24 protein-coding genes are annotated in these 26,714 nt (G+C 61.6%); 14 read left to right on the top strand and 10 right to left on the bottom strand.

Features of this window, described 5'->3' with window-relative positions; translation table 11 throughout:
• Window positions 1-5 precede the first annotated feature (5 nt).
• Window positions 6-1,163, bottom strand: a complete 1,158-nt coding sequence (gene glcE / locus B9Z51_RS12825) for a glycolate oxidase subunit GlcE (RefSeq protein ID WP_108375335.1) — start codon at window positions 1,161-1,163, stop codon at window positions 6-8.
• Window positions 1,164-1,279: 116 nt separating this feature from the next.
• On the opposite strand from glcE, the gene B9Z51_RS12820 reads away from it, so the two are divergent.
• Both B9Z51_RS12820 and B9Z51_RS18890 read left to right on the top strand, forming a co-directional pair.
• Entirely contained in the window at window positions 1,280-1,789 is a 510-nt protein-coding gene (locus B9Z51_RS12820; protein ID WP_108375333.1) for a hypothetical protein, read from the top strand.
• Window positions 1,790-2,034: 245 nt separating this feature from the next.
• Window positions 2,035-2,286, top strand: a complete 252-nt coding sequence (locus B9Z51_RS18890) for a BrnA antitoxin family protein (RefSeq protein WP_369959159.1) — start codon at window positions 2,035-2,037, stop codon at window positions 2,284-2,286.
• Here the strand turns inward: B9Z51_RS18890 and B9Z51_RS12810 are convergent.
• Both B9Z51_RS12810 and B9Z51_RS18975 read right to left on the bottom strand, forming a co-directional pair.
• On the bottom strand, window positions 2,222-2,644 hold the full coding sequence (locus tag B9Z51_RS12810) for a universal stress protein (RefSeq protein WP_108375331.1): 423 nt from the start codon (window positions 2,642-2,644) through the stop codon (window positions 2,222-2,224). The genes B9Z51_RS18890 and B9Z51_RS12810 overlap by 65 nt on opposite strands.
• Window positions 2,645-2,680: 36 nt before the next feature.
• Window positions 2,681-2,803 carry a hypothetical protein gene (locus B9Z51_RS18975; protein WP_255419312.1) on the bottom strand — a complete coding sequence of 41 codons (123 nt, stop codon included), beginning with the start codon at window positions 2,801-2,803 and terminating at the stop codon, window positions 2,681-2,683.
• 242 nt (window positions 2,804-3,045) lie between these two features.
• Between B9Z51_RS18975 and B9Z51_RS12805 the strand changes: the two genes are divergently transcribed.
• The 8 genes from B9Z51_RS12805 to xylB all read left to right on the top strand — a co-directional run bounded on the left by B9Z51_RS12805 (window position 3,046) and on the right by xylB (window position 11,963).
• Entirely contained in the window at window positions 3,046-4,302 is a 1,257-nt protein-coding gene (locus B9Z51_RS12805) for a sugar ABC transporter substrate-binding protein (RefSeq protein ID WP_108375984.1), read from the top strand.
• Between the two features lie 122 nt (window positions 4,303-4,424).
• Entirely contained in the window at window positions 4,425-5,297 is an 873-nt protein-coding gene (locus B9Z51_RS12800) for a carbohydrate ABC transporter permease (protein ID WP_108375329.1), read from the top strand.
• 10 nt (window positions 5,298-5,307) lie between these two features.
• Window positions 5,308-6,138 carry a carbohydrate ABC transporter permease gene (locus tag B9Z51_RS12795; protein WP_108375327.1) on the top strand — a complete coding sequence of 277 codons (831 nt, stop codon included), beginning with the start codon at window positions 5,308-5,310 and terminating at the stop codon, window positions 6,136-6,138.
• Between the two features lie 25 nt (window positions 6,139-6,163).
• A complete protein-coding gene (locus tag B9Z51_RS12790) occupies window positions 6,164-7,228 on the top strand; it encodes an ABC transporter ATP-binding protein (protein ID WP_108375325.1) in 1,065 nt (354 codons plus the stop codon).
• A 30-nt stretch (window positions 7,229-7,258) separates the two neighbouring features.
• The gene (locus B9Z51_RS12785) at window positions 7,259-7,993 is read left to right on the top strand and encodes an SDR family oxidoreductase (RefSeq protein ID WP_108375323.1); all 735 of its coding nucleotides are present in this window, start codon (window positions 7,259-7,261) and stop codon (window positions 7,991-7,993) included.
• A 65-nt stretch (window positions 7,994-8,058) separates the two neighbouring features.
• Window positions 8,059-9,468 (top strand): D-arabinitol 4-dehydrogenase, encoded by a 1,410-nt coding sequence (dalD, locus tag B9Z51_RS12780; protein ID WP_199227533.1) that lies wholly within the window; start codon window positions 8,059-8,061, stop codon window positions 9,466-9,468.
• Window positions 9,469-9,513: 45 nt separating this feature from the next.
• Window positions 9,514-10,449: an AraC family transcriptional regulator gene (locus B9Z51_RS12775; protein WP_108375321.1), complete on the top strand. Its 936-nt coding sequence runs from the start codon at window positions 9,514-9,516 to the stop codon at window positions 10,447-10,449.
• A 53-nt stretch (window positions 10,450-10,502) separates the two neighbouring features.
• Complete coding sequence (gene xylB / locus B9Z51_RS12770; protein ID WP_108375982.1) at window positions 10,503-11,963, top strand: xylulokinase; 1,461 nt, start codon at window positions 10,503-10,505, stop codon at window positions 11,961-11,963.
• A gap of 1,315 nt (window positions 11,964-13,278) precedes the next feature.
• Here xylB and B9Z51_RS12765 read toward each other — a convergent pair.
• Together B9Z51_RS12765 and B9Z51_RS12760 are read right to left on the bottom strand one after the other, a co-directional pair.
• Window positions 13,279-14,142 (bottom strand): metallophosphoesterase, encoded by an 864-nt coding sequence (locus B9Z51_RS12765; RefSeq protein ID WP_108375319.1) that lies wholly within the window; start codon window positions 14,140-14,142, stop codon window positions 13,279-13,281.
• Window positions 14,139-15,116, bottom strand: coding sequence for a LysR family transcriptional regulator (locus B9Z51_RS12760; protein WP_199227532.1), 978 nt, complete (start codon window positions 15,114-15,116; stop codon window positions 14,139-14,141). Before B9Z51_RS12760 ends, B9Z51_RS12765 begins: the two co-directional genes overlap by 4 nt.
• 162 nt (window positions 15,117-15,278) lie before the next feature.
• On the opposite strand from B9Z51_RS12760, the gene B9Z51_RS12755 reads away from it, so the two are divergent.
• Window positions 15,279-15,746 (top strand): hypothetical protein, encoded by a 468-nt coding sequence (locus B9Z51_RS12755; protein ID WP_108375317.1) that lies wholly within the window; start codon window positions 15,279-15,281, stop codon window positions 15,744-15,746.
• Window positions 15,747-16,100: 354 nt separating this feature from the next.
• Here the strand turns inward: B9Z51_RS12755 and B9Z51_RS12750 are convergent, their stop codons facing one another.
• The 4 genes from B9Z51_RS12750 to B9Z51_RS12740 form a co-directional block, all read right to left on the bottom strand.
• Window positions 16,101-17,015: a DMT family transporter gene (locus B9Z51_RS12750; RefSeq protein WP_108375315.1), complete on the bottom strand. Its 915-nt coding sequence runs from the start codon at window positions 17,013-17,015 to the stop codon at window positions 16,101-16,103.
• A 94-nt stretch (window positions 17,016-17,109) separates the two neighbouring features.
• Window positions 17,110-18,990: a phosphoenolpyruvate carboxykinase (GTP) gene (locus tag B9Z51_RS12745; RefSeq protein ID WP_108375313.1), complete on the bottom strand. Its 1,881-nt coding sequence runs from the start codon at window positions 18,988-18,990 to the stop codon at window positions 17,110-17,112.
• A gap of 397 nt (window positions 18,991-19,387) precedes the next feature.
• Entirely contained in the window at window positions 19,388-19,522 is a 135-nt protein-coding gene (locus tag B9Z51_RS18970; RefSeq protein ID WP_255419311.1) for a hypothetical protein, read from the bottom strand.
• A 69-nt stretch (window positions 19,523-19,591) separates the two neighbouring features.
• On the bottom strand, window positions 19,592-20,005 hold the full coding sequence (locus tag B9Z51_RS12740; RefSeq protein WP_108375311.1) for a PaaI family thioesterase: 414 nt from the start codon (window positions 20,003-20,005) through the stop codon (window positions 19,592-19,594).
• Between the two features lie 117 nt (window positions 20,006-20,122).
• On the opposite strand from B9Z51_RS12740, the gene B9Z51_RS12735 reads away from it, so the two are divergent.
• Complete coding sequence (locus tag B9Z51_RS12735; protein WP_108375309.1) at window positions 20,123-21,361, top strand: FAD-binding oxidoreductase; 1,239 nt, start codon at window positions 20,123-20,125, stop codon at window positions 21,359-21,361.
• 6 nt (window positions 21,362-21,367) lie between these two features.
• Here B9Z51_RS12735 and B9Z51_RS12730 read toward each other — a convergent pair whose 3' ends face one another.
• Window positions 21,368-24,919 carry an indolepyruvate ferredoxin oxidoreductase family protein gene (locus tag B9Z51_RS12730; RefSeq protein ID WP_108375307.1) on the bottom strand — a complete coding sequence of 1,184 codons (3,552 nt, stop codon included), beginning with the start codon at window positions 24,917-24,919 and terminating at the stop codon, window positions 21,368-21,370.
• Between the two features lie 117 nt (window positions 24,920-25,036).
• Between B9Z51_RS12730 and B9Z51_RS12725 the strand changes: the two genes are divergently transcribed.
• Both B9Z51_RS12725 and B9Z51_RS12720 read left to right on the top strand, forming a co-directional pair.
• A complete protein-coding gene (locus B9Z51_RS12725; RefSeq protein ID WP_108375305.1) occupies window positions 25,037-25,492 on the top strand; it encodes an Lrp/AsnC family transcriptional regulator in 456 nt (151 codons plus the stop codon).
• 39 nt (window positions 25,493-25,531) lie between these two features.
• Window positions 25,532-26,605: a 3-deoxy-7-phosphoheptulonate synthase gene (locus B9Z51_RS12720; protein WP_108375303.1), complete on the top strand. Its 1,074-nt coding sequence runs from the start codon at window positions 25,532-25,534 to the stop codon at window positions 26,603-26,605.
• The last annotated feature ends 109 nt before the right edge of the window (window positions 26,606-26,714 follow it).

Raw genomic sequence — 26,714 nt, 5'->3', positions numbered from 1 at the left:
TCGCCTCAGAGTGGGTGCAAGCGGCCGGTGGCGAACACGCCTTTCGGGTCGAACTGTTGTTGCAGTTGTCGCTGAATGCGGTCTTGCACGGCGTCCAACGGGGTGTTCACACCGGCGGTTTTGTCCACCTCGGCATGAACGGCACTGGCACGGAACAAGCTGGCATGACCACCCACCGATTGCGCCAACTCGCGCAGCGGCACCGCCGCCGAGGCCGGAGCCCACAGCCAACGCTGCGCGCCTTGCCACTCGATGTATTCCGCAGGGTGGTCCAGACCGGGCAAGTCCAACACCGGCGCGGTTTGCGGCAGCGACAAGCGCCACAGGCAAGCGTCGGGCGCGGGCGCCTCAAAGAATTGCAAGGTTTGCTCACCGCTGGCCCGCCAGTCGGCAGCGGCTTCGGCCTTGTCCATCACGGTGACTTGTGCACCCAAGGCGGCGGCATCGGCCGTCATGCGGGTCGTGGCCGACTGCACCGCCGCCACCGCGCCACGCAAGCGCACAAACAAATAGTCGGCCACCGGCTGGGCCGTGGTGTCGCGCACCCAGGCGCTGGCGTTCAGCGGCAGGGGCTGACCGCCCCAGCGATGCAACAAGTCGAGCGCCGTTTTTTGCGGCAGACCCGCGCACATGAGCGTGGCCTCGGCCGGGGCCACGGGCAGCACCTTGAGGCTGACTTCGGTGATCAAACCCAACGTGCCCCAGCTGCCCGCCATCAAGCGGCTCACGTCGTAACCCGCCACGTTTTTCATGACCTGACCGCCAAAGGTCAGGTGCTCGCCCAGGCCGTTGATGAAGCGCGCACCCAAAACATAGTCGCGCACAGCGCCAGCGGTGGCACGGGCCGGGCCGCTCAGGCCAGCGGCCACCATGCCGCCCACCGTAGCGCCAGGGCCAAAGTGCGGCGGCTCAAAGGCCAGGCACTGGCCTTTTTCGGCCAAAGCGGCTTCCAACTCGGCCAGCGGCGTGCCGCAGCGGGCAGTGACCACCAACTCGCTGGGCTCGTAACTGACGATGCCCCGGTAAGCGCGGGTGTCGAGCACATCGCCCGTCAGGCTTTGGCCCCAAAAATCTTTGCTGCCACCGCCACGCAAGCGCAGCACGCAGCCATCCGCACCCGCCTGGCGGACGGGGTCGATGAGGGAATTGAGTTGAACTTCCATGGGCAAGGATGGTAACCCCCGTCCTTTGGCGGTCGCGTGAATTTTTTGAACGGGGGGGTTGTGGGAAATTGGGGGAGATGGCCTTTTAGATGCGGGATTCTTTCCCCAGGCTACAAATGACGCTGATCGTTGCCCTCACGGGTGGGGTGGGTCTGCTGTCGTCATTTGCCATGTTGCAGCTGGGCGTGGAGGCAATGGCAGTCCGCTACCCCTTGGCGCTGGCGATGGCCTATTTGTTCTTTCTTTTCTTCATCTGGCTTTGGTTGCATACAAAGGCTGAAGACTGCCTCGACTTTCCCGATTGGACACACACGCTTCCCAGCCCGAGATCGTCCACGGGTTTGCCCGACATCAAGAGTGGCGGGGGTGGGGATTTTGGAGGCGGAGGTGCTACAGGCTCCTTGGACGGAGAAACAACGGTACTTGAATCGACCTTTTCTTCACATTTGGGTGCAGTGGGTGATTCCGTCAGTTCAATGGCCGATACTGACGAGTTGTCCCTGCCGCTCTGGGTCATCATATTGGTCGTCGGCACCGCCATCGCGATGGCCCTCGCCTGCCTCTATGTTGTCTACCTCGCCCCCACCCTGTTTGCGGAGGTACTGGTCGATGGGGCGCTTTCTTAAGCCCTTGTTCGCCATCTCCGAGGGCAAGAGCCTCAGGATTGGTTGTCAAGCACTTTGCGGCGCACCGGACTGCCCTTTGCAGCAACTGCCGTCTTCCTCGTCGTGATCGGTGCGGCCGTGGCCGCCTGTGCGCCAGGCGCAAAGTCCATCGGCGAAGTCATTCAATACGCCAGCACCCAACGCATGACGGGTTCATTGAAAGTACGTTCAGTTTTGTCATCCCCAGCCAATCAAAAAAACAGCTGGTGTTCGTGCGCTACAGCTCAAAGGTGCTGGTGCATTTCCAGTCCACAGGTGATGGATGGCAGTCACGCATGGACAGCGTGCTGCGCCAATACGTGGCAAGCGATTCACGGGGGGCTTGTGCACCGAGGCCCATCATGCGCCACCCCACCCTTTCAGCCACGCCATGCGCAGCTGACCAGTCCACGCTCAGCGCACCAGCAGCAGCGGCACCTTGCAATTGGCCAGCACTTGGGTCGCTACTGAGCCCATGACCAGATTGCCCAGCGTGCCATGCCCGTGCGAGCCCATCACCACCAGATCAAACTTTCCGGATTCGGCAGTTTTTGAAATGATTTCGCCGGCATGGCCCACCTTGGACATGCTTTGGGCATTGATGCCATGACGGGTCAGAAAAGTGGCCACAGGGGCGATCACTTTTTCAGACTCTTCGCGGTGGAAGTCGGCCACCACCTCTTTGCCCACCACGTCCCGCGCACGGGGCGGCAACTGGGGCTGCACCGTCAGCAGGGTGTAGCTGTTGTCCACGCTGAAAAGTTCACTGTGCGTGACCAGATAGGCCAGCATTTTTTTGGTGTAAGAACTGCCGTCAACCGCCAACAAAATTTTCATAAGGTGCTCCTTGCGTGGGTCAAACAAAAGATCAATTTACAGACCGCAGACAGAACACAACTTGAGCTGGGTCATGAACAGCCGCATGAACCAGCGCTCCACGCCCGCCTTGTGTGTGGCAGCAACCCGTTTCCCCCAGCGCGCAGCGCCTTGGGTCATAGCCATTCCCCCGCATGAAGACGCTTCACACAAACTTTGCCTCACATATCGGGGTAAATCCCGATCATCCCGCGCATTAAAGTACATGTTGAGGCGATTTTTGTATAAATCATGAAGCCGTTCATCGTCAGAATTCCCCCACGGTTGAACCAACCGTTGCACTCGAATCCCACCCCTATCAGGAGACCCTTGTGAAATTCCGCTTCGCTTCAGTCCTCGCCGCCTCGCTGTTCAGCGCAGGCATGGCCCAAGCCGCCACCGAACTCGTGATCGCCACCGTCAACAACGGGCACATGATCGAGATGCAAAAACTGTCCAAAAATTTTGAACAGGCCAACCCCGACATCAAACTCAAGTGGGTCACTTTGGAAGAAGGCGTGCTGCGTCAGCGCGTGACCACCGACATCGCCACCAAGGGCGGTCAGTTCGACGTGATGACGATTGGCATGTACGAAACCCCGATCTGGGGCAAAAAAGGCTGGCTGCAAGAACTCAAGACCGACGCCGCCTATGACGTGGACGACCTGCTGCCCGCCATGCGCAACGGCCTGAGCGTGGACGGCAAGTTGTTTGCAGCCCCCTTCTACGGCGAAAGCTCGATGCTGATGTACCGCAAGGACTTGGCTGACAAAGCGGGTGTGCAAGTGCCCGAGCGCCCTACTTGGCCCCAAATCAAGGATCTGGCCGCCAAAATGCATGACCCCAAGAACGGCGTGTACGGCATTTGCCTGCGCGGCAAGCCCGGCTGGGGCGACAACATGGCCTTCCTGACCACCTTGGTCAACACCTTTGGCGGTCAGTGGTTTGACATGAACTGGAAACCCCAGTTGGAATCCAAGCCCTGGAAAGAAGCGATCAACTTCTATGTGGACCTGCTGAAGAACTACGGCCCTCCCGGCTCGTCGGCCAACAGCTTCAACGAAATCCTGGCGCTGACCAACTCAGGCAAGTGCGGCATGTGGATCGACGCGACCATCGCCGCTTCGTTTGTGAGCGACCCCAAGCAGTCCAAAGTGGCTGACAAGATGGCCTTTGCACAAGCCCCCACCATGAACACCCCCAAAGGGGCCAACTGGCTGTGGGCTTGGTCACTGGCCATTCCTGCGGGTTCCAAGAAAGTGGACGCGGCGCAAAAGTTTGTCAGCTGGGCCACGTCCAAGGACTACATCAACCTGGTGGGCAAGACCAACGGCTGGGGCACCGTGCCCACCGGCACCCGCAAGAGCACCTATGCCAACGCCGAGTTCGTGAAGGCTGCACGCTTTGCATCGGCTGAGAAGACCGCCATCGACTCGGCCAACCCGAACGATTCCACTTTGCCCAAGAGCCCGTATGTGGGTGTGCAGTTCGCGGCCATCCCCGAGTTCCAGGCCATTGGCATCGCTGTGGGTCAGCAAATGAGCGCCGCCTTGTCGGGCAAGTCCACCGTGGACGCGGCTCTGAAGGCCAGCCAAGTGGCTGCTGACCGTGAAATGAAGAAAGCCGGTTACTACAAGTAAGCCGGTCAAACGGGTGGGCTGACTGACTGAGCTCACCCACCCAAACCGTTGCTGGTTTGATGGGTGTGCCGCTGCGGGTTGACCGGGCGGCACACTTTCCGGTCTATTGAGAGATTGCCCCCATGAACCGCCCTCGTCCCCAACTGCTGCCCCGTTTGCTGCTCACGCCTGCCGTGGCCACGCTTTTCCTGTGGATGATCGTGCCGCTGGTGATGACGATTTATTTCAGCCTCATCCGCTACAACTTGCTCCAGCCCGACGTGACCGGCTTCGCAGGCTTGGACAACTTCGAATACTTCATCACCGACCCGTCTTTTTCGACCGCAGTTGGCAACACTTTGCTGCTGCTGGGCAGCGTGATCGCCATCACCGTGGTGCTGGGCGTGGCGATTGCCTTGCTGATCAACGAACCCTTTGCCGGGCGTGGCCTGGTGCGGGTGCTGCTGATTTCTCCCTTCTTTGTCATGCCCACGGTCAATGCACTGCTGTGGAAAAACATGATGATGAACCCGATTTATGGCGTGCTGGCGCAGGTCTGGATCTTCTTTGGCCTGACGCCGGTGGACTGGCTGACCGACTGGCCCTTGCTGTCGGTGATCGTCATGGTGGCCTGGCAATGGCTGCCGTTTGCCACGCTGATTTTCATGACTGCGCTGCAAAGCATGGACCGCGAGCAGCTCGAAGCCTCGCGCATGGACGGTGCCCATTACGGCCAACAACTGCGTTACCTGTACCTGCCGCACCTGGGCCGCTCGGTGGCGGTGGTCGTCATGATCGAGCTGATCTTTTTGCTCAGCGTGTTTGCCGAGATTTACACCACCACCGGCGGTGGCCCAGGTGACGCCAGCACCAACGTGGCGTTTCTGATCTTCAAGCAGGCGCTGCTCAACTTTGACGCTGGTGTGGCTTCGGCCGGTGCGTTGTTTGCGGTCGTGCTGGCCAACATCGCTGCTGTGTTCATGATCCGCATGGTTGGCAAAAACCTCGACAAATAAGACCTCGCCCATGTCCAGACTTTCCATCCTGACCCCCGCATACCTTGTGCGCACCCTGGCCGCCTGGAGCGTGGCTTTGCTGCTGTTCTTTCCGCTGGGCTGGTTGTTGCTCACGGCGTTCAAGACCGAGTTGCAGGCCATTGCCGTGCCGCCAGAATTTTTCTTCACGCCCACGCTGGACAACTTCCACGAAGTGCAAGAGCGCAGTGACTATTTGCTCTATGCCAAGAACTCGGTCATCACCAGCGTGGTGTCGACTTTGCTGGGCTTGATGATCGCCGCGCCTGCGGCCTATGCGATGGCGTTTTTCAAGGGCAAGTACACCAAGGACATCCTGATGTGGATGTTGTCCACCAAGATGATGCCCGCCGTGGGGGCGCTGGTGCCGGTGTATGTGCTGGCCCAAAAAAGCCAACTGCTCGACTCGCAGCTCGCGCTGATCATCGTGTTCACACTGTCCAACTTGCCCATCATGGTGTGGATGCTGTATTCGCACTTCAAGGACATCCCGCACGAGATTCTGGAAGCGGCCCGCATGGACGGTGCCACGCTCTGGCAAGAAGTGCGCATGGTGCTGCTGCCGCTGGCTTTGGGCGGGCTGGCTTCCACCGGTTTGCTGTGCCTGGTGCTCAGCTGGAACGAAGCCTTCTGGAGCCTGAACCTGACGGCCGCCAAGGGCGGCACGCTGGCCACATTGATCGCCAGCTACTCCAGCCCCGAAGGCCTGTTCTGGGCCAAGCTGTCGGCCGCGTCCCTCATGGCGATTGCCCCCATCGTCGTCTTCGGCTGGTTCAGCCAAAAGCAATTGGTGCAAGGCCTGACCTTTGGCGCCGTCAAGTAAACCCTTCATCGCGATCACTCACACCATGGCTTATCTCCAACTTCAGGGCATCGAAAAATTCTTTGGCGAGCACCGCGCCATCAAGGGTATTGACCTGGCCATCGAGCCGGGCGAGTTCATCGTCTTTGTCGGGCCCTCGGGCTGTGGCAAATCCACTTTGCTGCGCCTGATTGCCGGGCTGGAGCAGATCGACGGCGGCAAACTGAGCCTGGAAGGCCGCGACATCACGCACCTGCCGTCCAGCCAGCGCGACCTGGCCATGGTGTTCCAGAGTTATGCGCTGTACCCGCACATGAGCGTGTTCGAGAACATGAGCTTTGCGCTCAAGCTGGCCAAGGTGGCCACCGACGTGATCCAAGAAAAAGTCGAGCGTGCGGCCGCCATCCTGAACCTCACGGCCTACCTGAACCGCACCCCCAAAGACCTCTCGGGCGGGCAACGCCAGCGCGTGGCGATTGGCCGCGCCATTGTGCGTGCACCCAAGGTGTTTTTGTTTGACGAGCCGCTGTCCAACCTGGACGCCGCGCTGCGCGGGCAGACCCGCGTGGAAATCGCCAAACTGCACCGCGACCTGGGCGCGACCACCATCTATGTGACGCACGACCAGGTCGAGGCCATGACGCTGGCCGACCGCGTGGTGGTGCTGCGCGATGGCCAGATCGAACAAGTGGGCACGCCGCTGGAGCTGTATGACCGCCCGGCAAACCAGTTTGTGGCGCAGTTCATCGGCACGCCGCAGATGAACGTGGTGCCGCTGGATAAGTTGCCGCCCGTGGTGCAGCAGATCGCGCCCGCAGGGGCCATGGGTGGTTCCATTGGCTTGCGACCTGAAGCCGTGTTGCTGCGCCCCCAAGGGCAAGGCGGTATTGCGGGCCGTGTGGACCTGGTGGAAGCGCTGGGCGCTGAAACCCTGGTCTACGTCAGCACGCCTGAAGGGGCCACGTTGGTGGCTCGCCTGAGCGAGCGCACCCCACTGGTCGCGGGCAACCCGGTCACGCTGGATGTGGCGACTGAGCACGCCCACTGGTTTGACAACAGCGGCCGCGTGGTCCGACACAACCCCAGCGCCGTGGCTGCCGCCCTGGCCTGAACCCTTTTCTCTTTTCAAGAGCACGACACCATGAACCCCACACATCCTCTGAGCGGCCAGGTCGCTGCCGTCACTGGCGCGGCATCAGGCATCGGGTTTGCCAGCGCGCAGGCCATGGTCAACGCGGGCGCGACCGTGGTGCTGGTCGACCGTGACAGCGTGGCACTGGACAAAGCCTGCGCCACGCTGGGGGCCAGCGCTTTGCCGCTGGTGCTTGACCTGCTGGACCCGGCGCAATGCGCGGCCATGCCCGAGCGCATCCTGGCATTGGCCGGGCGGCTGGACATCTTCCATGCCAACGCGGGCCTGTATGTGGGCGGTGATCTGGTGGATGCGACAGACGAGGCCATCGACCGCATGCTCCACCTGAACGTCAACGTGGTGATGAAGAACGTGCGCGGCGTGCTGCCGCACATGATCGGGCGCGGTGCCGGCGACATCATTGTGACCAGCTCCCTTGCGGCGCATTTCCCCACACCTTGGGAGCCAGTCTATGCGTCGAGCAAATGGGCCATCGATTGTTTTGTGCAGACCACGCGCCGACAGGTGTTCAAGCACGGCATCCGCATGGGGGCCATCTCGCCGGGGCCAGTCATCACCTCGCTCTTGGCCGACTGGCCTGCCGACAAGCTGGCCGAAGCCAAGGCCAATGGCAGCTTGCTCGAAGCCTCTGAAGTCGCACAGGTGGTGCTGTTCATGCTCACCCGTCCACGCGGCATGACCATCCGCGACGTGGTCATGATGCCCACAAATTTTGACCTCTGAATCCAAACTGTTGACGCGCATTTTTTTGTTGATCTGCGTTCAAAAACCTTTCTTCCTTTTTGACCATGAACACCATCCTGCACCTGGGCCTGGGCTCTTTCCACCGCGCACACCAAGCTGTTTATGTGCACCAGTTGCGGCAGCTGGGTGATAGGGGTTGGGGCATCGTCGGCGGCAACCTGCGGCCCGACATGCTCGACACCATCGCCGCTCTGCAAGCGCAAGGTGGCGCCTACACCCTGGAGACCGTCACGCCCCAGGGCGAGAAAACCTACACCCGCATCACCTCCATCCAGCGCGTCATTCCATATCAGGACGATCTGGCCCCGCTGGTGGCCATGGGCGCCGATGCGGCCACGCGCATCATCAGCTTCACCGTGACCGAAGCGGGCTACTACCTGGACGCCCAGAACCGGCTGGACTGGGCCAGCTTTGCGGATTTGCGAGCCGACCTGGACGCGGTCAAAGCGGGTCGAGCAGGCCACACCATTTATGGCGGCCTGGTCACCATCTTGCGTGCACGCATGCAGGCGGGCAGTGGCCCGGTGACGCTCATGAACTGCGACAACCTGCGCCACAACGGCGAGCGTTCGCGCAGCGGCTTGCTGCAATTCATCGAAGCGCTGGGCGACAACGCACTGGCCCAGTGGGTGCAGGCCAACACCACCAGCCCCAACGCCATGGTCGACCGCATCACACCCCGGCCCACGCCTGATGTGGCGGTGCGCGTGAAAGCCGCCACCGGGCAGGACGACCCGGCCGCCCTGATGGGCGAGAGCTTCATCCAGTGGGTGATCGAAGACCGTTTCATCGCGGGCCGCCCTGATTGGGAGCGGGTGGGTGTGGAGATGGTCGACTCGGTTGATGCTTACGAAGAAGCCAAGATTCGCCTGCTCAACGCCACGCACAGCTGCATCGCCTGGGCGGGCACGCTGGTGGGCACCACCTACATCCACGAAGGCACCCAAGACGCAGTGATCCGCCGCTTTGCGTTTGACTACGTGACCGACGACGTGATCCCGGTGCTGGACACGCCCGAAAATCCGTGCCCGCTGGACCTGCCGCGCTACCGCGATGTGGTGCTCGACCGCTTCAGCAACCCCGCCATCCAGGACACCAACCAGCGCGTGGCCATGGACGGCTTCAGCAAGGTGCCCGGCTTCATCGCGCCCACCATCCGTGAACGCCTGGCCCTTGGCGAAAGCATCGACAGCGTGGCCATGTTGCCCGCGCTGTTCCTGGCGTATTTGCAGCGCTGGCATGCCGGGCAGATCCCCTACTCCTACCAGGACCAGGCCATGAAGACCGAGGTGGCGCACGCCATGTGCGAAGCGCCCGACCCGGTGGCGGCATTCTGTGCCGACGCCACTTTGTGGGGTGAGTTGGCAGGGGATGCCCGCCTGGTGAATGCGGTGCGCAATGCCCATGATCGGGTGGGCCGCTTTGTCGCAGCACACCCGGCTGTGACAAACTGACAGGCTCTTTGTTCACCGCCCCACAGCACACCCCTGAGCCGCGCCATGACCGTCCGCACCCGCACCGTTCCCCGCCAGATCAAACCCGAGCTGGAGCATGAGCTGGTCCGCTCGCCCAACATGGGCTACGAGCCGTCCAGCGAAGTGGGCTTTGTGCGCTGCCTGGCGCACGGTTTTCCTACGCCGCTGGCGCGTTGGCATTACCACGACGAATACGAGCTGCACCTGATCACCGCCACCTCGGGCAAGGTGTTTGTGGGCGACTGGATCGGGCCGTTTCAGCCGGGCCAACTGGTGCTGACAGGCCCGCGCCTGCCGCACAACTGGGTGACCATGGATTTGCCCGACGGGGGCGTGGCCGAGCGCGATCTGGTGATCCAGTTCGCGCACGACCCGCTGGTGCATGCCAGCCAGACCATCCCCGAGCTGAGCGAGATCTTGCCCCTGCTGGAGCGGGCGCGCCACGGCATCGAATTTTTTGGTGTATCCGAGATCGCGCACACGCACTGGCACAAGGTCAAACGGGCTCACGGCTTGCGGCGCTTCACCGCGTTTTGTGAATTCCTGGCCGATCTGGCGGCCTGCAACGATTACCGGCTGCTGTCGAGTGCGCAGCTGCAAAGCAACGACGACGACACCTCGATCGACCTGATCAACAGCGTGCTCAGCCGCATCACCGATCAGCTGGCGGAATCGCATTCGGCCGCCGCGCTGGCGGCCGAGTTGGGCATGAGCGAGAGCCGGTTCAGCCGCTTTTTCCGCAAGGCCACGGGCAACACCTTCACCGACTTTGTGAACCGCGTGCGCATCAGCCGCGCCTGCCAATTGCTGATGGATACCGACCAGCAAATCACCCATATTTGCTACGAAGTCGGCTTCAACAGCGTGGCCAATTTCAACCGGCGCTTTTTGGAAATCAAGGGCATGAAGCCCTCGGATTTCAGGCGTCAGTCGCTCACGCGCTTCAGTGGCGCGCATTGATTTTTTTTGGCCCGTCATTTCATGCGGGCCAGCCAATTCTGAAAGCCTGCGACATGTTTCTTGGCCTCGACCTGGGCACTTCCGAACTCAAAGCCCTGCTGCTGAACGATCAGCACCAGGTCTTGGCCACGGCGCGTGCGCCGCTCACGGTGCAGCGCCCGCAAGCGCTATGGTCTGAGCAAGACCCAGCCAGTTGGTGGCTGGCGCTGGAGCGCGTCATGGACGCTTTGCAACGCGAGCAGCCCGAAGCGCTGGCCCGTTTGCAGGGCGTCGGTTTGTCCGGCCAGATGCACGGCGCGGTGCTGCTGGATGCACAAGACGCCGTCTTGCGTCCGGCCATTTTGTGGAACGACGGGCGCAGTGGCGCACAGTGCGAACAACTCACGGCACAGGTGCCCGAGCTGGCGCGCATCACCGGCAACCTGGCCATGCCGGGTTTCACGGTACCCAAACTTTTGTGGGTGCGCGCGCATGAACCGGCCTTGTTTGCAAAAACCCGGCGCGTGCTCTTGCCCAAAGACTGGCTGCGCTTGCGATTGACCGGTGAAGCCGTGAGCGAGATGTCGGATGCCGCAGGCACGCTCTGGCTCGACACCGGGCGGCGCGATTGGTCTGACACGATGCTGGCCGCTTGTGGGCTAAACCGCAGCCACATGCCGCGTTTGGTGGAGGGCAGTGAGGTCTCGGCTTTTTTGAAGCCCGAACTGTGCCGCCGTTGGGGTTTGCCGGAGCGCGTGCCGGTGGCCGGTGGCGCGGGCGACAACGCGGCCAGCGCCGTGGGCATGGGCCTGGTTCGGCCCGGGCAAGGCTTTGTGTCGCTGGGCACGTCGGGCGTGGTGTTTGTCAGTGGTGCGCGGTTTGCGCCCAACCCGGCGCAGGGCCTGCACGCGTTTTGCCATGCCTTGCCGGGGCGCTGGCACCAAATGTCGGTCATGCTGAGTGCAGCCAGCGCCGTGACTTGGGCTGCCAGACAACTGGCGTTTGCAGACGAGGCCAGCTTGCTGGCCACTGCGGCACAGCTGCCGCAAGCCGACCGTCGCACGGCCCCGCTGTATTTGCCTTACTTGAGTGGCGAGCGCACACCGCACAACCAGCCACTGGCCACGGCCAGTTGGGTGGGCATGACGGCAGCACATGGCCGCGAAGCGCTCGCTTATGCCGTGGCCGAGGGCGTGGCTTTCGGCTTGCGCGACGGCTTGCAGACTTTGGGCACTTCAGAGCCTGCCTTGCAGAGTTTGTCTTTGGTGGGCGGCGGCGCACGCGACGCGTGGTGGGCGCAGCTGCTGGCCGATTCGCTGGGCCTGCGTTTGACACTGCATGAAGGCGCTGAAACCGGTGCGGCTTTGGGCGCTGCGCGTTTGGCATGGGTGGCGTGTGGTGGCACGCTGGAAGCGGTGTGCACCACGCCGCCTGTGACCCGCAGCTTTGCACCCGATGCGGCGCGGCACGCCGTGTTGTCAAAACGTCATGCGCGCTTTCAGGCGCTGTACCGGGCGATGTCGCCACTTTTCTAACAGCCAAAAATCGGCCCTTGCCAATGGGCTACCCAAAACACATCTCCGCATATTTCCGTGATCCACAACCCCCGACATTGCGGGTTGCATCGTTCGCGCCGATTGGGGGCGCTGTAGGTGTGTGAAAACATGTCGGACTCTTCGAGTACCGACCTACGACGTCGCTGGTTTTTGTAGGTCGGCGGTCGAAGACCCCGACGTTGCGGGTTGCATCGTTCGCGCCGATTGGGGGCGATGTGGGTGTGTGAATACATGTCGGACTCTTCGAGTGCCGACCTACGAAGGCGTTGGTTTTTTGTAGGTCGGTGGTCGCAGACCCAGACATTGCGGGTTGCATCGTTCGCGCCGATTGGGGGCGCTGTGGGTGTGCGAAAACATGTGGGACTCTTCGAGTGCCGACCTACGACGTCACTGGTTTTTGTAGGTCGGCGGTCAAAGACCCCGACGTTGCGGGTTGCATCGTTCGCGCCGATTGGGGGTGCTGTGGGCGTGCGAATACATGTCGGACTCTTCGAGTGCCGACCTACGACGTCGCTGTTTTTTGTAGGTCGGCGGTCGCAGACCCCGACGTTGCGGGTTGCATCGTTCGCGCCGATTGAGGGCTATGTGGGTGTGCGAATACATGTCGGACTCTTCGATTGCCGACCTACGACGTCACTGGTTTTTGTAGGTCGGCGGTCGAAGACCCCGACGTTGCGGGTTGCATCGTTCGCGCCGATTGGGGGCGCTGTGGGCGTGCGAATACATGTCGGACTCTTCGAGTGCCGACCTACAACATCGCTGGTTTTTGTAGGTCGGCGGTCGAAGACCCCGACATTGCGGGTTGCATCGTTCGCGCCGATTGGGGGCGCTGTGGGTGTGCGAATACATGTCGGACTCTTCGATTGCCGACCTACGACGTCACTGGTTTTTGTAGGTCGGCGGTCAAAGACCCCGACGTTGCGGGTTGCATCGTTCGCGCCGATTGGGGGTGCTGTGGGCGTGCGAATACATGTCGGACTCTTCGAGTACCGACCTACGACGTCGCTGTTTTTTGTAGGTCGGCGGTCGAAGACCCCGACGTTGCGGGTTGCATCGTTCGCGCCGATTGGGGGCGCTGTGGGCGTGTGAAAACATGTCGGACTCTTCGAGTACCGACCTACGAAGGCGTTGGTTTTTTGTAGGTCGGCGGTCGAAGACCCCGACGTTGCGGGTTGCATCGTTCGCGCCGATTGGGGGTGCTGTGGGTGTGCGAAAACATGTGGGACTCTTCGAGTGCCGACCTACAACATCGCTGGTTTTTGTAGGTCGGTGGTCGCAGACCCCGACATGGACATCAGCCAATGCTCAAGACGTGTTGCGCCTGAAAGCGGATTTGTTCGTTTTTTTTCGCGTAGCCCAAGGGATTGGCGACCACGCGGCAGCCTTGGTGTGTGTAGTCGCTGGGACAATGCAGGTGGCCGTGCAACCAGACTTGGGCTTGGGGCAGCAAGGCATCGAGGGCATTGCAAAAGCCCGCCGTGCCGGGTGTCTCGCCATAACGCGGGTCAGCGCTGCGCAGGCTGGGGGCGAAGTGGGTCACGACCACCGTGTGCCCATCAAAGGGGGTGTTCAAGGCGTCACTCAGCCAGCTTTGGCATTGCAGCGCCTGTTCACGCATGGCCTCGGCCAGCCAGGGCTCGCCCGCCCGCGTGGTGCCCGTTTTGCGCAGGTAATAGTTGGCCGCCCGAAAGGCCTTGTCGCGCGCCTTGAGCTGGCGGGTGTATTGGCTGTTGGGGTGGCTGAAGTGGGCAGGCAGTTTCTCGGGCAATGCTTGGCCCGCCAGCGGGCCGAGTGCGTCAAAGTCTGACCACAGCGTGGTGCCGATGAAGCGGATGCCGTTCATTTGCAGCGTTTGGCGCTCCAGCCAGGTGATGCCCAGCCGTTCACAGGTTTCCTGCATTCGGGTGTGGGCTTGGTCAAAGTCCAGGCCATCGTATTCGTGGTTGCCCGGCACAAAGAACACGGGCGTGGGCCAACCGTGGCGCGGCGAAAACCGCGCCAGACCGAAGTCGGCATCGCCCGCTGCACTGAGGGCTGAGTTGTTTTGATAGGAGCCGATGTCGCCTGCCAGCACCAGCAGCTCAGCGCCGGGCGCGGGCGTGGGCACGAAATCGGGGTGGGTTTCCAGGTGCAAATCCGACAGCAGTTGGAGCTTCATGAGGGGTCTTGTACGGCGAATGCGCTTTGCGCTACTTGCAGCAATTGTCCACGCAGCCATTGGTGGGCACTGTCGTGCTGCATTTTGCGGTGCCACAAGGCCTCCACATGCACGGGCGGCACATCCAGCGGCAAATCACGCAGCACCAACTGGTCGGTCATGCCCGTGGTGGGTACGAAATGCCTGGGCAACACGGTCAACAAGTCAGAGTTGACCACCACCTGGCCTGCGGTGAAAAACTGGTTCACGGTCAGCACGATGCGGCGCTGCCTGCCTATCGATGCCAATGCTTCGTCCACAAAACCATACGGGCGCCCCGAAAAGCTCACCAGCAAATGCCGTGCAGCGCAGTAACTGTCCAGTGTCAGAGGATCGTTGGCCAAGGGGTGGCCTTGGCGCATGACACAGACATATTCGCCTGCATACAGTCGCTGATGCTCAAACGCCACCGCCTCGCCAGCCTGGGCGCGTCCCGTCAAATCGGTCAACACCGCCGGGAAATAGCCCAGCGCCATGTCCGCCGCACCATCGCTGAGCAGACGACGCGGGTCGCGTGTAGTCAGGGGCACAACGCGCATGGACACGCCCGGGGCCTCGGTTTGCATTTGACGGGCCAGACCACCCATCAACTCGGCAGCGGTGGCGTCGGCCATGGCCAGCACAAAGGTGCTGTGGGCCTCGGCAGGCACAAACGCACTGGGCACCAGCGCGTCCTGCAATTGGCGCAACGCCTCTCGCACGCTCGGCCACAGGGCCAAGGCACGCGGCGTGGGCTCGATGCCATGGCCCTGCCTGCGCACCAGTTCATCGTTCAGGGCATCACGCAGGCGGCGCAGGGCATTGCTCACGGCGGGCTGGGTGAGGGACAAATTGCGCGCGGCCTTGGTCAGGCTGCGCTCAGCCATGACTTCGTCAAAGACCCGAAGCAGATTCAGGTCCAACGTGCGAAATGAAGCTGGAATGTGCGAGTTCATGGCTTGCCTTCGGAGAAGTCACTCCTATTATCACCATTGTGAATGATGAATATCATGAATATAAAGTTGAACAACACTCGTATTAACCCTAATATTCGTTTCACGGTTTTATCAGTTTTATGCCATTCGGCACCTGAAAGACCTTTTTTAAGGGAAAATAAAATGACCATTGCCACCAAATCCACCTTGGGCCACCTGCCCGTTTCTACAGCTTCTGCTGTCCCCTCCACTTCGGCCAAAACTCTGGCCACCTTGCTGCTTGCCGCTGGCGTCGCGGCGCTGGTCGTCATGGCCGACCAGATGATCGACGACTGGGCCGAAACCCATGTGGTCGCTTCCTGGCTCGCTTTGTGGGCTGTGGCCGTGCTGGCCATCGCCGCACTGCGCGGTGTCAGCCGCATGTTTGCACAAAAAATGATGGGGGGCCTGGACGCCTGGTCGGCCAGCGTGGCACGTCGCCGCTCTGACGAACGCCTGTGGGCCATGGCCCAATCGGACGTTCGCATGATGCGCGACTTGCAATCGGCCATGGACCGCGCTGCGGACAACGACACAGCCGCCACCGATGTGACCACCCTGATGGGCCGCCGTGCTGCCCGCATTGTGCGCAACCATCTGTACCACATCTGAACAGCCTGACAGGCCTTCACTGACCAGAGCCTCCTTCGGGAGGCTTTTTTCATGCGCGTTTCAAAGGCTTGGTTTGTGCCTGCGTCTGCAGCTGTACGCCAAGAATGTCGGACTCTTCGAGTGCCGACCTACCTGAATGCCAATGATCCAACGCTTCGGTGCGGCCTTGTAGGTCGGTGGTCGCAGACCCCGACATTGGGGTGATTGAGCGGTGGCGCGGTTTTTTTGACTGTTGAAGCGCATGGGGCAGATGTCGGACTCTTCGAGTGCCAACCTACAAAGACTCACGCTCTGCGCATGAGGCAGCGGTATGCGCAGGTCGGTTCTCGCAGAGTCTGACGCTGGCCTGGTGAATCAGGTCTCGCGTGCCTGGCGCGAAGCCAGGTAAATGCCGGGCAGGATCAGGGCAGCGCCCATGAGGTGGTGCCAGCCCATGGACTCGCCCAGCACGGCCCAAGCGGTCAAGCCGCCATACAAAGGCCCCAGATACAAGCTGGCGGCCACGCGACTGGCGCCCAGCATTTTTTGACAAAACCCATACGCCCAATAGGCGCCAATGCCCGGCACCAGGCCCGCGCTCACCACCAGCCAGGTGGCCTGCGTGCTCCAGGCAGGCGTATCGGCTTGCATGCTTTCCCACGCCGCAAACGGCAAAAGCACCAGCACCCCGCCCATGCAAATGGTGGCCAGCCGTGCGGTGGCACTGAGCGGGCTGGCCCACTTCTTTTGCAGCAAGGCATAGCCCGCCCAAGAGACCATGGCCAGCACGATCCAGCCATCCCCCGCCACCCATTGCACTTGGGCCAGGGACAGCCACTGGCCCTTGACCACCACATGAAAAACACCCGACAAGGCCACGAGCACGCCCAGGCCCTGCCGCCAGGAAAACCGCTCACCCAGCCACAACACGGCGCCCAGGGCGATCAGCACAGGCGATGCGGCGTAAATGAGCGCGATGTTCATGGCGGTGGTGGTCTGCGCACCTTTGTAAACCCAGGCACCGCAAATGAGCATGCCCAAAGCACCCAGCACCAGATACTGCCACGCAGCCCGCAGCGTGCCGCGCCTTTCAAGCCACAGTTCGTGACGCGCCAAGAAACTCAAAATCAAACCCGCCAAAGCCCAACGACCCAGCGCCAACATGTGCGGCGCCACCACGCCCGGCGCACTGCGGGCCACGATGTAATTGACCGACCACAGCGCAGGCGTGATCCACAGCAGCCATTGGGCCAGGCGGTAGCGGGATTCGGGGGTTTTGAGAAAAGGCATTGCTTTGGGATTATTCCGCCTTAAAAAAAACCGCCCCGGTTTGTGCCCGGGGCGGTTACAAGAGCAAGCGCCCGGTGGGCGCGCAAGCTGATGCTTAAGCAGCCAAACGGGCTTCCAGCGCGGCCTTGGTGTCCAGCAATGCCTTGGGCATGTTGTACGCCAATTGGTCGAAATGGGCGTCGTGCAGCTTGAATTCGGCTTGCCAGGCGGCTTTGTCGATGCTGGTGACCGACTTGAACTGATCGGCACTGAAGTCCAGGCCAGTCCAGGTGATTTCACCGTAAGTGGGGGCCACGCCGAACATGGTCTCTTCGCCTGTGGCTTTGCCTTCGAGGCGGTCAATCATCCACTTGAGCACGCGCATGTTGTCGCCGTAACCGGGCCACACGAACGAGCCGTCTTCGCCCTTGCGGAACCAGTTCACGCAGTACATGGCGGGCAGCTTGTGGCCAGCGGCCTCAGCCTTGGCACCGGTGTCCAGCCAGTGCTGGAAATAGTCGCTCATGTTGTAGCCACAGAAAGGCAGCATCGCGAACGGGTCGCGGCGCACCACGCCTTGCGCGCCAAAGGCGGCAGCGGTGGTCTCCGAGCCCATGGTCGCGGCCATGTAAACGCCTTCCGTCCAGGTACGTGCTTCGGTGACGAGGGGCACGGTGGTGGAGCGGCGGCCGCCGAACATGAACACGTCGATCGGCACGCCTGCAGCGTCATCCCAAGCGGGGTCAAGCGCCGGATTGTTGGTTGCGGCCACCGTGAAGCGGGCATTGGGGTGGGCGGCTTTGGCACCGGTTTCCTTGGCGATCTGGGGTGTCCAGTCCTTGCCTTGCCAGTCGATCAGGTGATCGGGCACAGAGCCAGTGTCTTTTTCCATGCCTTCCCACCACACGTCGCCGTCGTCGGTCAGGGCCACGTTGGTGAAGATCACGTCCTTGTGCAGGCTCAGCATGCAGTTGGGGTTGGTCTTCATGTTGGTGCCAGGAGCGACGCCAAAGTAACCGGCTTCGGGGTTGATGGCGTACATCTTGCCGTCGGTGTGGGGCTTGACCCAAGCGATGTCGTCACCGATGGTGGTCACGCTCCAGCCCTCGAAGGCCTTGGGTGGCACCAGCATCGAGAAGTTGGTCTTGCCGCAAGCGCTGGGGAAAGCCGCTGCAACGTGGTATTTCTTGCCCTCGGGGTTGGTCACGCCCAAGATGAGCATGTGCTCGGCCAGCCAGCCTTGGTCTTTGCCCATGTTGGAGGCGATGCGCAGTGCAAAGCACTTCTTGCCCAGCAGCGCGTTGCCGCCGTAGCCCGAACCGTAAGACCAGATCTCGCGGGTCTCAGGAAAGTGCACGATGTACTTGGTGGTGGGGTTGCAAGGCCAGGGGGTGGTGTCTTTTTGGCAAACACCGTCGATGGTGGCCAAAGGTGCGCCCACGGTGTGCATGCAAGGCACGAAGTCGCCGTTGGTGCCCAGCACGTCAAACACGGCTTTGCCCATGCGGGTCATGATCTTCTGGTTGACGGCGACGTAAGCGCTGTCGGTCAGCTCAATGCCGATGTGGCTGATGTGCGAACCCAGAGGGCCCATCGAGAAAGGCACCACGTACATCGTGCGGCCAGCCATGCAGCCGTCAAACAGCGGGTTGAGCGTGGCGCGCATTTGCGCGGGTTCCATCCAGTTGTTGGTGGGGCCGGCGTCTTCTTTTTTGGCAGAGCAGATGTAAGTGCGGTCTTCCACGCGGGCCACGTCCGACGGGTCAGAGCAAGCCAAGAAAGAGTTGGGGCGCTTGGCGGGGTTGAGCTTTTTGAAGGTGCCCGCAGTCACCAGTTCGGCGCACAGGCGGTCGTACTCTTCTTGCGAGCCGTCACACCAATAGATGTTGGCAGGCTTGCACAGGGCGGCCATTTCGGCAACCCAGGCGATCAGTTTCGCGTTCTTGACGTACGCGGGGGTGTTGAGGTTCAGGCCCTGCATCACGGGTGAGTTCATGGGAAAGCTCCAAAGTTTAAAAATCGTTTTTTCAAAAACACCTGCCACTTGGGCGGTGGGGGTCTTTGAAAAAACGATGAGGCCATTGACATGCTGGCGTCATGCCGATCATGTAACCCGCTGGTAACCGGGGCCTCGATTTTAGGGAGCCTCAGCTTGCTGTGCCTTTCAAAAGGACAGAAAACAACTTCAAATCTATGCAAAAAATGCATGATGTTATGCCGATTGATCGCATCCGAGCGATTCATTCAGGCCCCATCGGCAGGGTATGGCACTCTGCACAGCCCGCCTGAGTCGGCTTCACAGCCGCAGAAAAAACAAAACCCGCAAGGCCAAGCCGTTGCGGGTTGTTGTCAGGGGGTGAGGCTTTTCAGCCGGTCACCAGGAGACCCAATGATCAAGCCATGTACACGGCAATGAAGGCCAGCAAGAAAATCAGCAAAGCGCCAGCAGCCGGAATGACCACAGGAATGTGCTTGACCACGTTTTCAACGGGATCGTCAGAAGTATGGGCGTCGTTGTGAGCAGACATGAGGAACCTCAAAACAAGAATGGCCTTATTGTAGCCAAGCCCGACTGGCACTGGCCTGACGCCCGCCCATCACATCAACGCATAGGTGGTGCTGGCCCGAAAAACGCTTTTGCCATCCTCAGCCCCGGCCAGGTCGATCTCGCCAAAGGCCATGGCCTTTCCGGCGCGCAGCACCCGGGCTGTCACCAGCGCATCCTGCCCCGACAGAGGCTTCATGAAGGTGCTGGACAGTTGCACCGTGCTGCAAGGTCGAAACTCGCCAAAGTGCCCAATCAGCGCCAGCACCATGGCCGTGTCGGCCGCCGCCATCATGGCCTGGCCGCACAACATGCCCCCTACGCGCGAAAGCTGCTCGCTTTGCGGCATGCGCAAGGTCACGCTGTCGGCGTCAAAACGCTCGACTGTCAGATTCAGCGCCTGCACCCAAGGGGCAAACAGCTCGGACAGGGATTGCTGGAGGATTTCTGTGGTGATGGTGCTCATGGGGGCAGTTTAATTCGACCTGTCGGTGTGAACAGTGCTCTCTATACTGGTCATTTTCAATGGGGTCTGTCGTCAAGCCTGTCGCCCATCGACATCCACAACGCGGCCTGAAACGTCATGACTACTTCCATCCTCGTTCTGGGCGCCGGCATGGTCGGCACCTGCACCGCCTTGCATTTGCAGCAGCGCGGTTTCGATGTCGTGTTGGTAGACCGGCGTGCGCCCGGGCAAGAAACGTCTTTTGGCAATGCGGGTCTGATCCAGCGCGAAGCGGTCGAGCCCTATGCCTTTCCGCTTGAGCCTGGCTTTTTGCTGAACGTGGCCTTGGGGCGTGGTGCCGAAGTGCATTGGCATGCGCGGGGTTTGTGGCAGATGGCCGGACCCTTGCTGCGCTACCTGCGCCATTCACACCCCAAGCGTCATGCACAAGCTACCCAAGCCTACAGCCGCCTGATCGCCCACGCCACCGAAGAACACGACCTGCTGATCGCAGCAGCAGGCGCGCAAGATTTGGTGGCGCGTGAAGGCTTTCGTTTTGTGTTCCGCACGGCCGAGGCATTCGACGAGGCGGCGCAGCGGGCTGTAGATTTGCACACGCGTTTTGGCGTGCGCTACCAAGCAGAAAACACCATCCAGCTGGCACAAGCCGAACCTGCCTTGCAAAGGTCACTGGCGGGGGCTGTGCATTGGCTGGACCCGTGGGCGGTGAACAACCCCGGCGCCTTGGTGCAGCGCTATGCCGACCTGTTTGTGGCGCGTGGCGGCCGTTTGCTGACCGGTGACGCGACCAGTTTGCAGCCACAAGGCACGGGCTGGTCGGTGCAGACCACCGAAGGCCGTGTGCAAGCCCAACAAGCGGTGCTGGCGCTCGGTCCTTGGGCCGACGCCTTGATCCGCACGCTGGGTTACCGCTTTCCGCTGTTCATCAAGCGCGGCTACCACCAGCACTACCGCTCGCCCGCCCAAGTGCGGCAGCCGATCCTCGATGCCGAACGCGGCTATGTGCTGGCCCCCATGCAGCGCGGCCTGCGCCTGACCACGGGCGCCGAATTGGCACCCATCGATGCCCCGCCCACGCCGGTGCAACTGGTCAAGGCCGAAGCGCTGGCCCGAGAGCTGGTCGACCTGGGCGAGGCACTGCCCGAGCCGCCCTGGCTGGGCGCCCGCCCCTGCACGGCCGACATGCTGCCTGTGATGGGACCCGCGCCACGCCACAAGGGCTTGTGGTTCAACTTCGGCCACGCGCACCAAGGCTTCACGCTGGGGCCAGTGGCGGGGCGATTGCTGGCCGAGATGATCCAGGGTGAGCATCCTTGGGTGGACCCAACGCCGTATGGGCCTGCGCGATTTGGGTAACGAAGTTCAAACGCTGCGAATCGCAATGCCACGCAATTGCTGCAAACCGCTGTCTTCCTGCGGACGCGGGTAACGGGTCGGGTCAAGCCGGTGCAGCAGCCAGGCCTGGCGGCTTTGGGCGGCGCGCACGTTGCGGGCTTTCACATGGCCAAAGCCTCGCATGGACAGCGGCAGCGCCAAAATTTCGAGCACCAACTCGGTGTTGTCGTCCATGACCAAGGGCAGCAACTGTTGCACCTGTTTAATGTAAGCGTTGATCAGCTGGCGCTCCATGCGGCGTTCGTGCGTGTAGCCAAACGGGTCCAGACCCGTTCCGCGCAATCGCTTGCCATGCGCCAGCACACCCAGCAGGGGGCGCATCCACGCACCCAGCGTGATCTTGCGGGGCACTTTGCCAGTGGACGCGTTGAACAGCACAGGCGGTGACATGTGAAAGGCCAGTCGGTAGTCACCCTCAAACTGCGCATCCAGCTGCGCCTGGAAAGCGGTGTCGCTGAACAGCCGCGCTACCTCGTATTCGTCCTTGTAACTCATCAGTTTGTGCAGGCTGCGGGCCACCGTCAGGGCGACGCGGTCATCGGCTATCCCGGCCGCCTGCACATCGCGCATCAAGCGTCGGTAGCACTGCGCCCAGGCTGCGTTTTGGTAAGCGGTCAAGTGGCGGGCCGCCTGGTCGATGAAACTGTTCAGATCCTCTGGCACCGGGTCAGTCGTTGCAGACGCACTCAGCGCACTCGGATCGGCGGCGGCCAGGCGCCCCACGGTGAAGGCCAGCAAGTTGGTCTCGACGGCCACATTGTTCAGACGAATGGCCTGCTCCAGCGCAGCCAGGCTCACGGGCACCAGACCGCGTTGCCAGGCGTAACCCATGGCCAGGATGTTGGAGGCCAGCGTGTCGCCCAGCACCTGTTCGGCCAGCACTTGCGCGTCAAAGGTTTCGACTTGCGCATCGCCCGCAGAAAAGCGCATCTTGTCGATCAGCAAGTCGGTTTGCAGCTCTGCGTCGGGATGGCGCACCGCGTCGGCCACAGGTGTCTCGTGCACGTTCACCAACACGCGTGTGCGGCCGTGGCGAATGGTTTGCAAAGCCTCGGGCGAGGCCGCCACGACCGCATCGCAGGCCAGCACCGCATCGGCCTGCTGGGTGTCGATGCGCACCTGGTTGAGCAGCTGCTGTGTGGGCGCAATGCGCACAAAACTCAACACCGAGCCACCTTTTTGGGCAAAGCCCATGAAGTCGAGCACGCTGGCGTGCTGGCCTTCCAGGTGCGCGGCCATGGCAATCACCGCGCCCACCGTGACCACGCCGGTGCCGCCTACACCGGTGATCAGCAAGTCCCAGGGGCTGTCGGTGCTGCGCGGATGGGTGTCGGGCAAGCGGGCAGCGTGCGCCATGAACTGCGCACGCACTTCGGGCGATGCGCCCGTCTTGCGGCGCAAACGGCCCCCGATCACACTGACAAAGCTGGGGCAAAAGCCCTTGGCGCACGAATAGTCTTTGTTGCAATGCGTCTGGTCGATCTTGCGCTTGCGGCCCCATCGGGTTTCGTGCGGCAACACGGCCACGCAGTTGCTTTGCACGCCGCAGTCGCCGCAGCCTTCGCACACGCCTTCGTGGATCATCAAGCGGCGCGCCGGGTCCACCATCTCTCCCTTCTTGCGGCGGCGGCGCAACTCGGCAGCGCAGGTTTGTTCGTAAATCAGCACCGACACCCCGGTCACCTCGCGCAGCTGACGCTGCACCTCGTCCAGGTCTTCGCGGGGGTGAAATGTGGCGATGGATGGAAAGCGGTTTTTGATCGCGTTGAATTTCTCGATGTGGTCGCTCACGATGGCCACCGCCTGCACGCCTTCACTCTCCACCTGGCGTGCGATCGCGTCCACGCTGATGACGCCATCAATCGGTTGCCCACCGGTCATGGCCACAGCGTCGTTGTAAAGAATCTTGTAGGTGATGCGCGCCTTGGCCGCCACCGCTTGACGGATGGCGAGGTAGCCCGAGTGGTAATACGTGCCATCGCCCAAGTTCTGGAAGACATGCGGTGTGCGCGTAAAGCGCGAATGAGAGACCCAGTCCACGCCTTCGCCGCCCATCTGGATCAGACCTGCGGTGTCGCGCTCCATCCAGTTGGCCATGAAGTGGCAACCGATGCCTGCGCGGGCCGTGGAGCCTTCGGGCACCTTGGTCGATGTGTTGTGCGGGCAGCCTGCACAAAAATATGGCAGGCGCTTGACCGCATCGCTGGCGTTGCTCAGCATCTCGGCGGGCACGAAGTCGCGCACTTTGAGGAGCGGAATGTTCAGTGCGCTGCCCGTGTGCTGCTGCAACCAGTTGGCCACCTGCACGATCAGGCGTGAAGGGCGCAATTCGCCCAAGGCCGACAGCAGGGGCTGGCCTTGCACGTCGCACTTGCCCACGATGCCCGGGCGCGAGGGCACGTTGTAGAACAGGTCACGCAATTGCTGCTCGACGATGGGCGCTTTTTCTTCGACCACCAACATCTCGCGCAGGCCTTGCGCAAAGGCCTGCATGCGGGTGGGCTCGATCGGGAAAGTCAGGCCCAGCTTGATCACGCGCACACCGGCAGCGGCCAACGACGCTTCGCTCAGCCCCAATCGGCGAAACACCTCCATCAGGTCGTGGTGAGCCTTGCCCGCCGTGACGATGCCAATGTGGGCTTGCGGGCTGACGATGATCTGGCGGTCAATGCTGTTGACCTGTGCAAAGGCGGCCACCGCGTTCAGCTTGTCCTGCAAGCGCGATTCGATGCGCAGTGAAGGCAGATCGGGCCAGCGGTAGTGCAGGCCATCGGCGGGGGCGACATGTCCAGTCAGGGCTTGCACTTTTTGCGGGGTCTTCCATTGGCCTTGCTGGGCAGTGATGGCGTCCAGGTCCACGGTGGTGCTGCTTTCCACCACCTCGGACAGCGCGGTCATGCCCACCCAGGCGCCCGAATAACGCGAGAGCACAAAGCCATACAGGCCAAAACTCACCAGCTCCGACACATCGGCGGGCGAGACCACCGGCATGTGCCAGGACTGAAACACCTGGTCGCTCTGGTGCGGCATGGAAGACGACACACAACCGTGGTCGTCACCCGCCACCACCAGCACCCCACCATGCGGTGACGAGCCATAGGTATTGCCGTGCTTGAGCGCATCGCCCGCCCGGTCCACCCCCGGCCCCTTGCCGTACCACAGGCCAAACACGCCATCCACAGTGCGCTGCGGATCGGACTCCACCCGCTGCGTGCCCAACACCTGCGTGGCCCCCAACTCTTCGTTGATGGCGGGCACAAACTCAATCCCCGCATCGTTGAACCTCCTGCCCTGTTCCCAGATCACCTGATCGACCATGCCCAACGGCGAGCCACGGTAGCCGCTGATGAACCCCCGGGTGTTCCAGTGCTGACGTTCGTCGTGTTGGCGCTGCATCAACATGATCCGCACCAACGCCTGCGTACCGGACAAGAAAACGGAACCTTGCTGTGCCCAGACGCTGTCCTGGAGCTGGTAATCGCGCAAATCGGGTGTGCGGACGGTTGGGGTTTCGGACATTCGTGCCTCCTGCATAGTCGAGTAAGAATAAGCTTCACTTCAGCCAATAAATTCCTTATTCATGTCTCTTAAACCGCATTTCGAGAATGAATATCTCCAAAAGCCTAAAATTGAAGAATGAACGACGCATACAGCCAAAAAATCCTCGAAGCCCTCCAAGAGGACTCCCGCATGACCGTGCAACAAATTTCTGAGCGGGTAGGTTTGTCCCCCACGCCCTGCTGGAAACGCATCAAAGAGATGGAGTCGCAAGGCGTCATCACCGGCTACACCGTGCGGGTGGACCGCAAAAAAGTGGGCTTGGGCCTGATGGTGCTGGCCGAGATCAACGTGACCCAACATACCGAAAAAGCCGTGGCCGAATTCGAAGCCGCCGTGCAAGCCACTCCGCAAATCGTGCGTTGCTACTCCACCACTGGGCCGTCCGACTATGTGCTGACCATCACGGCGCAAGACATTGAGGCGTACGAACATTTCCTGATGCAAACCCTGTTCAAATTGCCCGCCGTCGCACATGTGCGCTCGAGCATCGTGTTGCGCGACATCAAGCAAGGGGCGGGTTTGCCGCTGTGACGGGGCTTTACACTTTCGCGATTTGACTCTGACATCGCCATGCTTTCCACCCAAGACAAAACCCGCATCGACGACACCCGCATTGCCTCGGTGCGCCCCCTCATGACGCCTGCGCTGCTTGAAGAGCGGCTGCCTGCATCGCCCACGCATCTGGCGCTGGTCGAGCGTTCGCGGCAAGACATCTCGCATGTACTGCAAGGCCAAGACGACCGCCTGGTGGTGGTGGTCGGCCCATGCTCGATCCATGACCACGACCAAGCGATTGCTTATGCCAAGCTGCTCAAGGCCGAAGCCGACCAACACACCCAAGACCTGCAGATCGTGATGCGCGTGTATTTTGAAAAACCCCGCACCACCGTGGGTTGGAAGGGCTACATCAACGACCCGCACCTGGACGGCAGCTTTGCCATGAACCAGGGCCTGGAGATGGCGCGCAAGTTGTTGCTGGACATCCTCGACCTGGGCCTGCCCGTGGCCACCGAATTTCTGGACTTGCTCAGCCCGCAATACATCAGCGATTTGGTCACCTGGGGCGCGATCGGTGCGCGCACCACCGAAAGCCAGAGCCACCGCCAACTGGCCAGCGGCCTGTCGTGCCCGGTGGGCTTCAAGAACGGCACCGACGGAGGCGTCAAGGTCGCTGCCGATGCGGTCGTGGCCTCCAAAGCGCCACACGCCTTCATGGGCATGACCAAGATGGGCCAGGCGGCGATTTTTGAGACACGCGGCAACCAGGACGTGCACATCATCTTGCGCGGTGGCAAGGCCCCCAACTACTCGGCAGCGGATGTGGATGCCGCTTGCAAGGCGCTCGAGGCCTCGGGCATCGCAGCGCAGGTGATGGTCGATGTGTCGCACGCCAACAGCAGCAAGCAACACAGCAAACAAATCGAGGTGGCGCACGATGTGGCGGCTCAGATCGCAGCGGGTGACCGCCGCATCATGGGCCTGATGATCGAGAGCCATTTGAATGAAGGACGCCAGGATCTGAAAGAAGGCCAGCCTTTGGCACACGGGGTGTCCATCACCGACGCCTGCATCAGCTTTGCGCAAACCGTGCCCGTGCTGGATGCGCTGGCGCAGGCGGTGCGCCAGCGCCGAAGCCACGCTTGAGCGGGCCGCGCCAGACATGTAACAGTGTCTTGACGGCCCTCGGCTTGCAGGCTTAAAGTGGCATCGCTGACGTCGGGTCACTGACTGAAGCATCCATGGGGCGTATTCA

It is taken from the genome of Limnohabitans sp. T6-5, from assembly GCF_003063315.1.
Lineage (GTDB): Bacteria > Pseudomonadota > Gammaproteobacteria > Burkholderiales > Burkholderiaceae_C > Limnohabitans_A.
The sequence above is the reverse complement of the archived record's forward strand: the minus strand, read 5'-3'. Positions and strand labels throughout refer to the sequence as shown.

Coding starts and splice junctions, on each gene's coding strand:
- glcE (WP_108375335.1), bottom strand. CDS start 1,163: ATGGAAGTTCAACTCAATTCCCTCATCGACCCCGTCCGCCAGGCGGGT.
- B9Z51_RS12820 (WP_108375333.1), top strand. CDS start 1,280: ATGACGCTGATCGTTGCCCTCACGGGTGGGGTGGGTCTGCTGTCGTCA.
- B9Z51_RS12810 (WP_108375331.1), bottom strand. CDS start 2,644: ATGAAAATTTTGTTGGCGGTTGACGGCAGTTCTTACACCAAAAAAATG.
- B9Z51_RS18975 (WP_255419312.1), bottom strand. CDS start 2,803: ATGACCCAAGGCGCTGCGCGCTGGGGGAAACGGGTTGCTGCCACACAC.
- B9Z51_RS12805 (WP_108375984.1), top strand. CDS start 3,046: ATGGCCCAAGCCGCCACCGAACTCGTGATCGCCACCGTCAACAACGGG.
- B9Z51_RS12800 (WP_108375329.1), top strand. CDS start 4,425: ATGAACCGCCCTCGTCCCCAACTGCTGCCCCGTTTGCTGCTCACGCCT.
- B9Z51_RS12795 (WP_108375327.1), top strand. CDS start 5,308: ATGTCCAGACTTTCCATCCTGACCCCCGCATACCTTGTGCGCACCCTG.
- B9Z51_RS12790 (WP_108375325.1), top strand. CDS start 6,164: ATGGCTTATCTCCAACTTCAGGGCATCGAAAAATTCTTTGGCGAGCAC.
- B9Z51_RS12785 (WP_108375323.1), top strand. CDS start 7,259: ATGAACCCCACACATCCTCTGAGCGGCCAGGTCGCTGCCGTCACTGGC.
- dalD (WP_199227533.1), top strand. CDS start 8,059: ATGAACACCATCCTGCACCTGGGCCTGGGCTCTTTCCACCGCGCACAC.
- B9Z51_RS12775 (WP_108375321.1), top strand. CDS start 9,514: ATGACCGTCCGCACCCGCACCGTTCCCCGCCAGATCAAACCCGAGCTG.
- xylB (WP_108375982.1), top strand. CDS start 10,503: ATGTTTCTTGGCCTCGACCTGGGCACTTCCGAACTCAAAGCCCTGCTG.
- B9Z51_RS12765 (WP_108375319.1), bottom strand. CDS start 14,142: ATGAAGCTCCAACTGCTGTCGGATTTGCACCTGGAAACCCACCCCGAT.
- B9Z51_RS12760 (WP_199227532.1), bottom strand. CDS start 15,116: ATGAACTCGCACATTCCAGCTTCATTTCGCACGTTGGACCTGAATCTG.
- B9Z51_RS12755 (WP_108375317.1), top strand. CDS start 15,279: ATGACCATTGCCACCAAATCCACCTTGGGCCACCTGCCCGTTTCTACA.
- B9Z51_RS12750 (WP_108375315.1), bottom strand. CDS start 17,015: ATGCCTTTTCTCAAAACCCCCGAATCCCGCTACCGCCTGGCCCAATGG.
- B9Z51_RS12745 (WP_108375313.1), bottom strand. CDS start 18,990: ATGAACTCACCCGTGATGCAGGGCCTGAACCTCAACACCCCCGCGTAC.
- B9Z51_RS18970 (WP_255419311.1), bottom strand. CDS start 19,522: ATGTCTGCTCACAACGACGCCCATACTTCTGACGATCCCGTTGAAAAC.
- B9Z51_RS12740 (WP_108375311.1), bottom strand. CDS start 20,005: ATGAGCACCATCACCACAGAAATCCTCCAGCAATCCCTGTCCGAGCTG.
- B9Z51_RS12735 (WP_108375309.1), top strand. CDS start 20,123: ATGACTACTTCCATCCTCGTTCTGGGCGCCGGCATGGTCGGCACCTGC.
- B9Z51_RS12730 (WP_108375307.1), bottom strand. CDS start 24,919: ATGTCCGAAACCCCAACCGTCCGCACACCCGATTTGCGCGATTACCAG.
- B9Z51_RS12725 (WP_108375305.1), top strand. CDS start 25,037: ATGAACGACGCATACAGCCAAAAAATCCTCGAAGCCCTCCAAGAGGAC.
- B9Z51_RS12720 (WP_108375303.1), top strand. CDS start 25,532: ATGCTTTCCACCCAAGACAAAACCCGCATCGACGACACCCGCATTGCC.